Origin of the sequence: Crocosphaera sp. XPORK-15E, assembly GCF_034931425.1 — a bacterium.
Lineage (GTDB): Bacteria > Cyanobacteriota > Cyanobacteriia > Cyanobacteriales > Microcystaceae > UHCC-0190.
This window is the reverse complement of sequence record NZ_JAYGHQ010000016.1, coordinates 157780-171108: the sequence shown is the minus strand read 5'-3', so window position 1 is coordinate 171108 and position 13329 is coordinate 157780. Positions and strand designations below refer to the sequence as shown.

Annotated in this window: 11 protein-coding genes; 4 read left to right on the top strand and 7 right to left on the bottom strand. The window is 41.0% G+C overall.

Annotated elements, in window-relative coordinates:
- Window positions 1-20 precede the first annotated feature (20 nt).
- The 3 genes from VB691_RS18305 to VB691_RS18295 form a co-directional block, all read right to left on the bottom strand.
- On the bottom strand, window positions 21-1811 hold the full coding sequence (locus tag VB691_RS18305) for a hypothetical protein (RefSeq protein WP_323292955.1): 1791 nt from the start codon (window positions 1809-1811) through the stop codon (window positions 21-23).
- A gap of 501 nt (window positions 1812-2312) precedes the next feature.
- Window positions 2313-3302, bottom strand: a complete 990-nt coding sequence (locus VB691_RS18300) for an adenylate/guanylate cyclase domain-containing protein (protein WP_323292954.1) — start codon at window positions 3300-3302, stop codon at window positions 2313-2315.
- Window positions 3303-3358: 56 nt separating this feature from the next.
- A complete protein-coding gene (locus tag VB691_RS18295) occupies window positions 3359-4060 on the bottom strand; it encodes a DUF3120 domain-containing protein (RefSeq protein ID WP_416245291.1) in 702 nt (233 codons plus the stop codon).
- Between the two features lie 457 nt (window positions 4061-4517).
- Between VB691_RS18295 and dnaK the strand changes: the two genes are divergently transcribed.
- The 3 genes from dnaK to dnaG all read left to right on the top strand — a co-directional run bounded on the left by dnaK (window position 4518) and on the right by dnaG (window position 9665).
- Window positions 4518-6746, top strand: a complete 2229-nt coding sequence (gene dnaK, locus VB691_RS18290; protein ID WP_323292953.1) for a molecular chaperone DnaK — start codon at window positions 4518-4520, stop codon at window positions 6744-6746.
- A 73-nt stretch (window positions 6747-6819) separates the two neighbouring features.
- Window positions 6820-7704: a J domain-containing protein gene (locus tag VB691_RS18285; protein WP_323292952.1), complete on the top strand. Its 885-nt coding sequence runs from the start codon at window positions 6820-6822 to the stop codon at window positions 7702-7704.
- Between the two features lie 23 nt (window positions 7705-7727).
- Window positions 7728-9665, top strand: a complete 1938-nt coding sequence (gene dnaG / locus VB691_RS18280) for a DNA primase (protein WP_323292951.1) — start codon at window positions 7728-7730, stop codon at window positions 9663-9665.
- 101 nt (window positions 9666-9766) lie between these two features.
- On the opposite strand, the gene VB691_RS18275 is transcribed toward dnaG, so the two are convergent.
- Window positions 9767-10690, bottom strand: a complete 924-nt coding sequence (locus tag VB691_RS18275; protein WP_323292950.1) for an NAD(+) kinase — start codon at window positions 10688-10690, stop codon at window positions 9767-9769.
- Window positions 10691-10863: 173 nt separating this feature from the next.
- On the opposite strand from VB691_RS18275, the gene VB691_RS18270 reads away from it, so the two are divergent.
- Window positions 10864-11076: a hypothetical protein gene (locus VB691_RS18270; protein ID WP_323292949.1), complete on the top strand. Its 213-nt coding sequence runs from the start codon at window positions 10864-10866 to the stop codon at window positions 11074-11076.
- Window positions 11077-11390: 314 nt separating this feature from the next.
- On the opposite strand, the gene VB691_RS18265 is transcribed toward VB691_RS18270, so the two are convergent.
- The 3 genes from VB691_RS18265 to VB691_RS18255 all read right to left on the bottom strand — a co-directional run bounded on the left by VB691_RS18265 (window position 11391) and on the right by VB691_RS18255 (window position 13326).
- Window positions 11391-12020, bottom strand: coding sequence for a precorrin-8X methylmutase (locus VB691_RS18265; RefSeq protein WP_323292948.1), 630 nt, complete (start codon window positions 12018-12020; stop codon window positions 11391-11393).
- A gap of 15 nt (window positions 12021-12035) precedes the next feature.
- Window positions 12036-12848, bottom strand: coding sequence for a TPM domain-containing protein (locus VB691_RS18260; RefSeq protein WP_323292947.1), 813 nt, complete (start codon window positions 12846-12848; stop codon window positions 12036-12038).
- An 82-nt stretch (window positions 12849-12930) separates the two neighbouring features.
- Complete coding sequence (locus VB691_RS18255; RefSeq protein WP_323292946.1) at window positions 12931-13326, bottom strand: DUF948 domain-containing protein; 396 nt, start codon at window positions 13324-13326, stop codon at window positions 12931-12933.
- Window positions 13327-13329: the final 3 nt, after the last annotated feature.

Here is a 13329-nt window from a genome sequence, read left to right as displayed (position 1 = left end):
GGGGTAGAACGGGATTTTAATTAAATTTCAGGCTCAGGCTCAGGCTCGCAACTCTTACTATCATCAGGTTCAAACTGACAGGTTTGAACGCTGGAGGGCTGACCAATACTGACTTCCGGCATTCCTTCAGGGACTCCTACACCCAGTTCTGACCATTTTCCGGTTTGCACCACTAAAGCACCACTCTTGGAGTTGGAGGCACATTGAGGGGTTTTATTCCAAGTCTTGATCCAAGCAGTTCCATTCATCCCGCCTTGTCCATTGCCACTTCCCAAGACTCCCCCATCATAATCAGGCGCAAAAATGAAGGCATGAAGTTTATTGTTACCGTTTATACAAAGTTGACCATCAGTTGCATGACCGAAAATTTGGAAGTCGGTGGGTTTACAAAGATCGGCACTATAACCATCACAACTATGGTTGAGATCAGAACCTTTATCAATATTGCCGAGAAGGTGGAAGATAACTCTCTGACGTTTGTTGTTATCGCTAACAGTATTAATGGTTGCAGCACCGCTAATAGAAGTAATTTCGTATTCATAGACGCAGACAGATTGACCATTTGTCGTTTCAATTTTGCTGGTTGTATCTCCTGCTCTGGGAAAGACGTTACCAGTACCGCTATTGATACAAGTGCTGGTTGGCGTTGGCGTTGGCGTTGGTGTTGGCGTTGGCGTTGGTGTTGGCGTTGGCGTTGGCGTTGGTGTTGGCGTTGGCGTTGGCGTTGGTGTTGGGCTATTACCATTTTTAGCCGCTAAAGCAACTCCCCCAAAAATATTGTTGAATGCTCTGTCTACCAAGCGATCTATGGCATGAGCAACGGTTGAAAAAGGGCTGTTATCGGGGTTACTTGCTTTCTTTCCATTACCATTTCCGCCATTACCATTCCCTGAAATGGTGATGGCTTTTTGTGCTTCAGGAAGGTTATCAGGAATGCTTGGTAACTCAGGAAAATCATAGGGGGCCTCTATTGGTTCTTTAAAGGTGCTTTCGTCTGGAAGTTCTTCATCATTAATGGCTTCTTGAACACCACCCTTTTCACCGAGTACCTTTTCTTTAACCCCGGCTAAAGCTGTCTTGAGTTGTTCATCACTGAAGCTACAATCATCATTACCTAGCCAAACGTGGGCAGCCACGATATCATCGACTGTTCCTTCTTTAACCCATAAGCCAGGGGTATCTGCATCGTCAACTGTACTATCATTTTTACTCACTGGGATTTTTACAACTAATTGACTAGGAGATTCTTTGAAGTTTGCTTTGTTTTCACCCTCTTGATTATTAGTAGGATTTGCTTTCGCCTGAACTTCTAATGTTCCTAAACCTGGGGCTGTAGATCCTGTGTATCCGACAAGTTTAAATTGTCCTAGTTGTTTATTAGACTCATCTATATCTGTCCAGTCTGGATCAGCATAGCCAGAAATCTCTGTTTTAATCTCTGTTTTTTCCTGCTCAGTTAGGGATGTATTGGCACAAGAACTTTCCATCGTTTCTTTAAATTCTTTGCCAATCTCTGTGTTTAGATCAGCCACATCCGACCATTTAGTATGATCGTATTCAGCCAAAAAGGGATATTCAGCTAACAGGTATTGAATTCTGGCGATCGCAACTTCACCCGCACTTCTTCCTTGGGCGGTGGCTTGTTGGGCCATAACTTTTTCTTTTTTGCTGCTACTATTGAGTAGCATGACACTGGCTGTGGCTGCAATAACTAAGCCTAAACAGCAAGCAAATACCAAGGCAAATCCTTTGTTCTCTTTACGAGAAAGACGAGAGAGATATATAAATGTTTGAGTGTATCGTATATTCATAAGTTTATTCCTACATTTCCAAATAAAGTCCTTAAAATAGTCAAGTTTAGTATTACCTACCATGACGCTGACCTACCTATTGACAGATAGATCATAGGCTTATTATGGAATGGTTTGTCACAAATAACTGTGACTTAAGTTTGGTTATTGAGTGATATGAGTCACCTCTCTATTATTCCCATTTTTCTGGAAAATAAAAACAGTAATTATATGGATTTTCTCAATATATATAATGCCCAAAAATGGGACTTTTTAAAAGATAGAATAAATTATTAAGTAGAGTTTATATTAACATAATGAATTTGTGTAGTTATCTTCAGTATATTTACATAAATTTCTTGATTTATGGTCTGATTTTCTCACAGTAAACCGTAAATTTACGGAGAAGGAAGATAAGAACAAATTAACAACTAAGTAAGTGTTAATAAATTAAATAAAAATATACTGAGATCTTGCACCTAGTTTGTAAACTCTAATTTTTTAGCCATTACTACGAACTTTTTAGCTTGTAATGATGTTAGCTTGTAAAAATTGCTGTAAATCTTCAAAATGAATGCCATAAGTAATGGTGGGTTGATCATACCCTTTCAGGGACACAGTATATTGATAAAATAGGTTTTGTGCTTGGGTTAAATCAGTTAAAGATTTGTAGGTTTGTTCTCCAACAGCTACATCTAATCCTAATTCTTTGGTGGCTGATTCAAGACGGAATGCGGCGTTAACTGTATCCCCAATCGCAGTATAATCAGGATGATCGCCGCTGCCTGTATTTCCTACCATAGAATAACCTGTATTAATTCCTGCACCAATGTTTAATTCAAAGGGAACGGGATATTGTTGACTCAATTTTTTTGTCATGGTGTTAATATCACTAACGGCCTGAAAAATCTGCATAATATCAGCTTTAGGGACTTCGTTTTGACCATGAAACCAGATAGCCATCACCGCATCTCCAATATATTTATCTACCCAACTCCCTGAGTAACGAATAATTTCCCCTGCTTGACGAAACCAATTACCAATTAAAGATGATAAAATTTCCTCATCTAACTGTCTGGTTAAGGTGGTAAAGTTTCGCATATCAACCACCATGACAGAGGTAAGACGACGTTCATGTAAAACTATGGTATCGTGATCCAAGGGTTCTGTTATCATATCGTCGTCAGTCTGGTGATCGCTTATAGGACAGAAAAATTTAACCTCAGTTTTGCCAAAGGTTACTTGATCTTCATTGTGAACGGTGACAGGAATACTGACGCGACGACTATTAACAAAGGTTCCGTTACGACTACCTAAATCAATTAACAAAAATTCCCCAGTTTCTGTAGATTGTAAAATAGCATGATTACGGGAAATACAATGATCAGCAATGGTAAAATCGTTATCCCTTCCCCGTCCAATTGTCCAATAGTTTTTTCCCACTAAAGGAAAATAGCGTTTACCCTTAGCGGTATTCAACAGTAAATGGGGTGTTTTTCCTAGATTTTCCACAGGTGTCTAAGGGGTGACAACAATCAGGAACAAAAAGTCTATCGTATTGTGTTGCCCTAAGCGAAAGAAGCAGCAAACCAAAATAGACTGTCCACTAAGATTGTACTCAATACGGCCCCAGCAAATGCCCACCAATGTCGATCAGATTGCTGCATTGCCCATAAACCCATTCCTAACAGTGCATTGGCTAAAACTACTGCCCAACTCAGGCCCCAAGGAGTTTGTACTTGGGCCAAAGCCGCTTGAAAAATGGGAGTCGCTAAGCTAGGATCGACTTGCATTAGTTGTCGCCAATGGGGAATTAAGCCCGTGATATAAAAATAAATATCAGTGATAGCTGTGCCTAACAGTGATCCCAAGTAAAAGAAATTACCGATTTTGCCCCAACCGCGCCACAGACACCAAAGGGCGATCGGCACTCCCATTGATTCAACGGGAAGGTGAATTAATGGTTCCCATCGTAACCATCCCCAATATACAGAACCGGCCAGCCAACTCCAACTAAAACCAAAGAGGAGATCTCCCCAGAGTTGCGTTTTAGGCTGTCTCATTAAGTAAAAGCTTACCCATAACCATCCTCCCGTCATAAGTACGCTTATTTCGGGAAATAAACGCACTAGGGGGGCTTCAATAAAGACAGGGACGGATACCAAAAACCCTGCTGCCAAAAAGACTAACCAGCTAGAAGTAGATTGATGAGTCAGGGGAATGTTCCCCAGAGAGTCTGACTCTGAGACTGTAAGACAGTTGGAGGACAAGGATGAGGGAGAGGAAATCAACTTTTTGTTAACCTTAATGAATTTATGAGTGCTTTCTTTACTTTACTTAACTTATCGCAAAATTTCTTCTTTAAGAAAGATAGCAATAGGGCTTGAGGTTTTTTACCTGGTGAAAAGCTGAAACCTTGTTGCAGCTTACTTTTGCACTTCGACGATGCTCAGTGCAAACCTTTTGCCTGACCCCTAGCGGTATATCCCCCTGGGGGGCATATTTCTCATATTAGCGAACTCTCCCAGGTTAGTCAACTTCTGACGAATTTAGGGGCGTAGGTTCCTTTCGCCCCTAGTTCTGAATTGCTAAAAAGCATTTAAAATGGGTTTTAGCCTAACAACCCCACACAATTCGATACAATATTGTCAATGAGGCAGAATCGAGCTAAACTCTCGAACGAACACCACCCACGACTGAATGGAGTAGCTGGAGAAAAAAACACACATGGGCAAAGTAGTCGGCATTGATCTGGGGACAACGAATTCTGTCGTCGCCGTGATGGAAGGCGGAAAGCCAGTCGTTATCGCCAATTCAGAAGGAATGCGTACTACCCCTTCTGTGGTTGGTTTTAATAAAGATGGGGAATTAGTAGTTGGACAAATGGCAAGACGACAAGCTGTTCTTAACCCTCAGAACACATTTTATGGCGTAAAACGCTTTATGGGTCGCCAATATGCCGAACTAACCCCCGAATCAAAACAAGTTCCCTACACCATTCGTCGGGATGAATATGGCAACATAAAAATCAAGTGTCCCCGTCTCAAAAAAGACTTTGCCCCGGAAGAAGTATCCGCCATGATTCTCCGTAAGTTAGCAGAAGAAGCAGAACGCTACTTAGGAGAACCCATCACAGGGGCAGTGATTACCGTTCCCGCCTATTTTAACGACTCTCAACGACAAGCTACCAAGGATGCCGGAAAAATTGCCGGATTAGAGGTTTTACGCATCATTAATGAACCTACCGCCGCATCATTGGCCTATGGGTTAGATCAACGTACCTCCCAAAAAATCCTCGTATTTGACTTAGGGGGGGGGACATTTGATGTCTCTGTCTTAGAAGTAGGCGATGGTGTGATTGAAGTTAAATCTACCAGTGGCGATACCCAATTAGGGGGTAATGACTTCGATAGGCGCGTTGTAGACTGGTTAGCGGAACAATTCTTAGAAAAAGAAGGGGTAGATCTTCGCAAAGATAGACAAGCCTTACAACGCCTCACAGAAGCCTCGGAAAAGGCAAAAATTGAACTGTCTGGGGTAACAGTCACCGATATTAACCTCCCCTTCATTACTGCCACAGAAGACGGCCCTAAACACATTGAAACCACCCTTACACGCCCTCAATTTGAAGAACTCTGTGGGGACTTGGTAAGTCGTTTACGTCGTCCCATTAAACGGGCCTTAAACGATGCCAGATTAACTCCAGTACAAATTGATGAAGTGGTGTTAGTGGGAGGGGGAACCCGAATGCCCATGATTAAAGGGTTAGTCCGTAGCTTCATTGATAGAGAACCCAATGAAAACGTTAACCCCGATGAAGTTGTCGCTGTCGGGGCCGCCATTCAATCAGGAATTTTAGGGGGACAAGTTACAGATATCCTCCTTTTAGATGTGACTCCTTTATCCTTGGGGTTAGAAACTATTGGCGGTGTCACGAAAAAATTAATCCCCCGTAATACAACTATTCCCGTCCGTCGTTCTGATATTTTTTCTACTGGGGAAAATAATCAAACTATGGTAGAAATTCATGTGGTACAAGGAGAAAGGGAAATGGCATCAGATAACAAATCTTTGGGAAGGTTTAAACTGACAGGTATTCCCCCGGCCCCCAGAGGTATTCCTCAAGTGCAAGTAGCCTTTGATATTGATGCGAATGGTATCTTACAAGTTACGGCCCGCGATCGCACAACAGGAAGGGAGCAAAGCGTTACCATTCAAGGGGCCTCAACTCTCAGTGAAGGGGAAGTTAACCGCATGATCCGAGATGCCTCTGAATTTGCGGAAGAAGACAGACAACGACGGGAAAGGGTAGAAAAACGTAATCGGGCCAAAGCATTAACAGATCAGTCCTTACGACGCTTAAAAGAAGTAACTCTGGACTTTGGAACTCAATTTACCAGTTCCTACCGTCGTCAAATAGAATCTCTCAATACAGAAATTCTTGATAGTTTAGAGAAGGATGATGAACGTCGCTTAGATCGGGCCCAAGCCGACCTACAAGATGTCCTTTATGAACTAAATCGAGAAGTGCGTTTACAATATGACGACGAGGAAGATGAAGGCATTTTTGAATCCATTCGTCGTACCTTTACAGGAGATCCCGAAGACGACTTACCCTATAACCCCCGTCGTACAACCTATCGAGAGGATTACAGTACACCCCGTTATAATGAACGTCAGGACTACAGTACCCCCCGTTATAATGAGCGTCAAGACTACGATGCCCCCCGTTATGAGGAACGCCGTGACACCCGTTCCCCCCGTTACGAGAAAAAATACGATGATGACTATGATGATTGGGAACAAGATTCAGCGTCCCGTTCTCCTTCCCGTCGTCCCCCTGCTGAACCGGAAAGATATCCCCAAAAAGAGTCTGGAAGTTATTATAGCCGCGATCGCTCCCGTCGTATTCCAGCAGAAAATAAATGGGATGAAGATGATGATGATTGGTTCTAAGTATCGGACATAACCTTTGTCCTTGTCTAATAAAAGCAATTGTTGAGACTGCCACTCTGATTAAAACTGATATATGCAGCAAATCCGTAACTATTATGAGATTTTAGGGGTTTCTAGAGATGCCACCAATGAGGAGATTAAAAAATCCTTTCGTAAACTCGCTCGGCAATACCATCCTGACGTAAATCCAGGAGATAAGACAGCCGAGGAGAAATTTAAAAATCTGAATGAGGCCTATGATGTTCTCTCCGACGAAACCAAACGGGCCGATTATGATCTAAAGCGGTTTAGCAAAGGTAAACGCCGTCCCTCTCGTGTACAGGACAGAATTCCCCGTAATGGCAACCGCAACAATAACAATTATCCTCAAGAAAGTGATTTTTGGAAATTTCAGGATTTCGACCCTGGTAATACCAAACGGGCCAAAGTAGTCAACCCCTCGCGTACTGCGCGAGATGTGGAAGCGAAGTTAAATATTCCCTTAGAAAAAGCTTATCATGGGGGAAGGGAACGGATACGCCTTGAAGATGGGCGATCGCTAGAAGTAGATATGCCCCCAGGTATGATCAGCGGTCAAAAAATTCGTTTGAAAGGCCAGGGCCTTGAGGGGGGCGATCTCTATCTTAAAATTACCATTAATCCCCATGGCTTTTTTGAGTTACAAGGCACTGATATCGCCTGTCAAGTCCCCTTAACCCCCAGTGAAGCTATTTTAGGCGGGGCGATCGAAATTCCCACCATTGACGGATTAGTTAAAATGACCGTTCCTAAAGGAGTCCGCGTGGGACAACGTTTACGGTTAGCCAATAAAGGGTATCCTGATGGAGCGGGTAAACGGGGGGATCAGTTGGTAGAAATTCAGATTGTGATTCCCCCAGATCCCAGTGAAGAAGAATTAGCCCTTTATGAGCAAATTCGTCAAAAAGAACAGTTTAACCCTCGTCAAAACTGGCTTTAATCCTATCATAAGATTACAGCAATATGGACGTTCCGCGCTTACATCCTGATACCCTGGAAGAAGTTAAACAACGGATGGACATTTATGATGTCATCTCTGATTATGTTGTCCTAAAAAAACGGGGTAAAGACTATGTGGGTTTGTGTCCTTTTCATGATGAAAAAACCCCTAGTTTTAGCGTGAGTTCGACTAAACAACTGTATTATTGTTTTGGGTGTGGAGAAGGGGGAAATGGGATTAAATTTCTCATGGAAGTGGGAAAACAATCTTTTAGTCAAGTTGTTTTTGAACTAGCAAGACGCTATCAAGTTCCTATTAAAACTTTGGAACCGGAACAACGTCAAGAATTACAAAAAGAACTTTCTCTACGGGAACAACTCTATGAAATTTTGGCAGTTGCTGCTAACTTTTATCAACACGCACTTTCTCAACCTCAAGGCGAAATATCTCTTAATTATCTTACCACAAAACGGCAATTAAAATCAGAAACTATTCAACAGTTTCAGTTAGGATATTCTCCTGCAGGATGGGAAACTCTTTATCGTTACTTAGTGGAACAAAAACGTTATCCTATTGCCATAGTTGAAGCAGCAGGATTAATTAAATCTCGTCAAAAAAGTAGTGGATATTATGATAGATTCAGAGATCGTTTAATGATTCCTATTAAAGATATTCAAGGGCGTATTATAGGGTTTGGTGGTCGAACTTTAAGCGATGAAGAACCCAAATATCTTAACTCTCCTGAAACCCCTTTATTTGATAAAAGTCAGACATTATTTGCCTTAGATCAAGCGAAAAATAGTATTAGATCTTTTGATAAAGCAGTAGTTGTAGAAGGTTATTTTGATGCGATCGCCCTTCATGAAGTGGGAATTACGAATACAGTTGCTTCTTTGGGAACTGCCTTTACTCAAGCACAATTAAAACAGTTATTAAGATATACAGAATCAAAACAAGTTATCTTTAATTTTGATGCAGATCAAGCAGGAATTAAGGCAACACAACGGACAATTAATGATATTGAATCTTTAATTTATTCAGGACAAGTTAACCTAAAAATCCTCAATCTTCCCGATGGAAAAGATGCAGATGAATTCATCAAAAATCATAAAGATGGATTAGAAAAATATCAAAACTTAATTGAAAATGCACCTCTTTGGTTTGACTGGCAAATTCAACAATTATTAATTAATAAAAGCCTAAAAAAAGCTGATAATTTTGAACAAATTGCCCAACAAATGGTAATATTATTGAATCGTTTAACTGATAGTAATAAACGGGCTTATTATACAGGATATTGTGCAGAAATTCTCAGTCAAGGAGAGGTAAGATTATTAACCCCTTATTTTAAAAAATTAGAAACCCAACTAAGTAAACCCCAAAGAAAATTATCAGCTAAACAATCATCTTTATCCCTCAAACCTGCCAATTTTTCTGAAGATAGTTTATTAGAAGAAGCGGAAAGAACTTTATTAATAATTTATCTCCATTATCCTGAATATCGTCAAGAAATTTTGCATAAATTAGAAGCCAGAAATATTTTCTTTTGTTTATCTCCTCATCGTTTTTTCTGGCAACAAATTCTAGAAATAGAACAGGAAATTACTTCAAAAAATACCTTAGAATCTAATGCCCTAATTTCTCAACTACAGGAAAAAATCTTACAATCATCTCAACCCATTGAAAAAATAAATCAAATCTTACACCTAACAGAAACCAAACAACAAGATGATAGTAGTCGTTTTTCTTTAGTCATTGATGCTGCTTTAATTTCTATGGAAAAAGTCAGCCTCGAAAAATATTGCCGTTATTGCTATCAAAAATCAAAAAGTATTAATGAGAAAGAAGATCCCAACAGTTATCAATATTATGTGCAGGAATTTTCCATCAGTAAACAAAAAATCATGAAATTAGAATCTTTACGCAGTTTCTCACAACTCGATATTCACGGAACTGGTTAACACTAAGATATTTCACAAAGTAGGGTTGATTTATGAATTAACCCTACAAACAAGACAATTTTCACCCTGTAGGGTGGGCAGTGCATCAGCTTACAAATTCTTTAAAAAAGACGATGATTATTATCATAATGAATTCTCGCCCCGGCCCATTGTAACTTTTCTCGTAAAGTTTGATAAAAAGAATAATTCTCCCGTAAAACAATAAATCTCGCCATACAACTCGCCATTCTGACTGATACCCATTGTTTCGGCCAAATAGAAGTCGCTAAACAACTATCAGTCCACAATTTCGTATTTAATTCATAATCCCCCAAGGGCCAAATATCGACAACAGAACCAGGAGGAATAACAATGGGACGACTTGATAAACTAAGAGGACAAATAGGAGTTACTGCGATCGCATCCATTCCAGGATGAATAATAGGGCCATTGGCCGAGGCCGTATAACAAGTTGACCCCGTGGGAGTGGCCACTAATAACCCATCTCCTTGATATTGATCGACAATTTCCCCATCCACCTCAATTTCTAAGATAGCAGTAGGCATTCGGTCAATACTGGCCGGTTTGACACACATTTCGTTAAGACAATAGAAACGCTCACTACTCGCTTGAGGGTTGCGGCGATCGCCTTCAAATATCCGCGCTTCTAACATCATCCGTTGTAACATAGCATAGCGATCGCCTTGTAAACGATCCCAAACCTGTTCCGTATCCTGAAATAATTCAAAAGGTTCCGTCAAAAATCCTAAATGTCCCCCCACATTCACAGCTAAGATAGGGACACCTTCAGGGGCTAATTGTCGCGCTCCGGCTAAAATCGTCCCATCACCCCCTAAAACGATGGCCAAATCGATTTTTTCCGTAGCTGAGGAGAGAAATACCGGATAGGGGTTATCCTTAAAGCCACTAGGCCCCATTAAGACTTTACAGTTACGGGCTTCCAATTGTCGAGCGCAGGTCTGGGCCCAAGATTTACTTTGGGCATCTCCGGCTTTATGGGCAATAATAACCTGTTTCAGTTCCACGTTAGTTTATTTTGAGGTTAACATTGAGGAATGGCGAGGAGAGAAAGCCTTACCTAACCTAATTTATCGTGTTTCTTTGATTTGTCAGGGATAGATGATTGCATCTTTTCCAATTTTAAGTATCGTAGAAGTTAGGCGAGTCGCCTGGTACTTATCTTGAGGTATTCACGTTTATGACTATGAATCTTCTTCAACTGATCAATTATCTGTTACCTGCCCTTATAAGTATGATGATTCTCAGCATGGTTGTGGCTTCTCTCCCTGATGTTTTAAGGAATGATGTACCAACTTCCGTTATTGAAGAAGTCCAACCCTTAGAAAAGTCTACGGGAAATTTACAAGATTTACAAGGGCTAGAATATAAAAATTCCCCACAATTGCTCTGAAAAATTCAAGACACTGACTTAATGTTAGACTGAGTTAAACTTATCCTGACGGGCGTAATTCCTGCTTGCGCCCTTATGCTTAATTCCTCCAATTATGGATGAATTTTATGTTTATTTTGCTTTTAAAAAGTATGGCAAAATTTAAAAAAAATTGTTGTATTAATTATCACAAAAATCGATTCTAATGAAGGAGTTAAGCCGCAGCAATGCCAACACCTCCCGCACCAATCACAATAACATCAAAGTTTTTCATGATATTTTTTAGGACTTAATTGGTTTATTGTGCAATGATTTTTTTGCTCTCAATTTAATGATTAACTCGCCCCATTTCCCATTTGTCCATAAGTTTGCCAAGCTAAATCTAATAACCCATTAACAATGGCCACCGCTACCACAGCACTGCCCTTCCTTCCATCCACTGTAATATAGGGAATTTCGGCATCATGTAGCCTTTGTTTAGCCACATCTGCCCCAATAAACCCCGCAGGAGTGCCAATCACCAGAGCAGGTTTAATATTTTCATCTTCCACCAATTCCACCAAAGCTGTCAAAGCCGTTTGCGACTCCCCAATAACAAAAATAGCTTCAGGATAACGTTTGGCCAAGGTTTTCATCCCCCAGGCTGTTTTAGTTTGCGTTTTTTGGGGGCGGGTAATGGTTTGGGTACTACAATAAACCGCATTAGCAAAGCTTTCCTGAAGATTTTGCACAATACCAACCTGTACCATTGGCACATCTACCACAATGGTACTACGGGCCGCTAAGGCAGCGGCCCCCGATTGCAATGCACGCTCCGAAAAGCGAATCAAAGAAAGATAGTCAAAATCGGCGGTTTGATAAATAACCCGACGGATAATTTCATATTCTGCCGGAGACAAAGCTGTCTCACCGATTTCACCATCAATCATGGCCAGACTTTGGGCATCAGTTAGGTGCCATTCCATAGTTAGCGCACAGAGTTAAGTATTAGTATTGGAAGTGGTGGCTTGGTTAAGTAGGGGAGATAGATAAGCCACTAACGCCCCTAAGGCAAAGCCCATCACATTGCGAGACAAGGGCAACCAGTCAGAAGTTCTTGTCACCACTGGGCCAATGCCGAAAGCGATGAAAAGTATACCCCAAAGGGGAGAGATAATCAAAACCCATTGCCAAGCAAAGACTTGATCTTTCTTACGAGGAATTCCGGCAAACCCAAAGACTAAACCCCCGACAATAGAGGTAATTAAGGTCAAAATCCATTGTTCTCTAGGTAAACCAGGCACAACGCCACAGCCTCCCTTAACTAAACAGCCTTTCACGGTATTTAATGAACTCATGATGGCATTATTTTCCCCGTTGTCTCGGACATAGTATATATTGCCGAAACGGGCTTGTAATTCAATCCAGAAGGTGCGGGGTAATAATTCATAAACATCATCTCCAATACTAAAGGAAAGGATGTTGCCGCCGCGAGAATCTGCCACTAGAAGGATACTTTTGTCATCGAGTCCCCAAAATTTAATCACCGCACGGCCAGGGGAACGATCATATTGAGTTAAGACTCGAAGTTTCCATCCTGTTTCCTGTTCAAAGGTTTCAATCTCGTTGATCAAAGAGGCTTCTTGAGGATAAGGAAGAAAATTAGCTAAATCAACGACAGGTGTTACCTTATTGGGTAATAACTCTGGATTATTAACTGCTAAAGCGGTATTTGGCGAAAAAAAGAAAATAGCAAGGCTGAGAACACAAGTAATAAGGGTGAGGAGAAAAGGTTTCAGTCCAGGTTTTTGCATAGGGATAGAGCTTCAGAAGGTCGTCAACAATTAAATAAATCTTAATCAATATTATATTTCTTTACAATTTTTTACATAAGAATTAAGGTTTCTCCTCTTTAATTTTCTGGTAGGGGGAACGGTTCCAAGTTCGCCAAGCCGCTTTAACTCCACTGGCAAGACGACGGGTTCCTTGTTGTACCTTGTTTACCTGTTGCTTCGTACTATTTAAGCTGCGATCGACCTGTTTGACGATGTCTGAGGCACTTTTTACCCCACTGTCAATGTCATCCGTCAATTCACTAATTTCTAGCCCTGTGAGGCGAATTGATTCTAAGGTGGGAGGAAATTCTCGCTCTAGAGTATCAAACAATTTTTCCGCACTCCGGGCGGCCCTGGCTAATTCTTGTAAAACAGGTAAAGCAGCCACTAACAACGCAGTCAGACTGACAGCGACGAGTAAAAGAGAACATCCAAGCCAAAATAGGGGATCACTCACAAT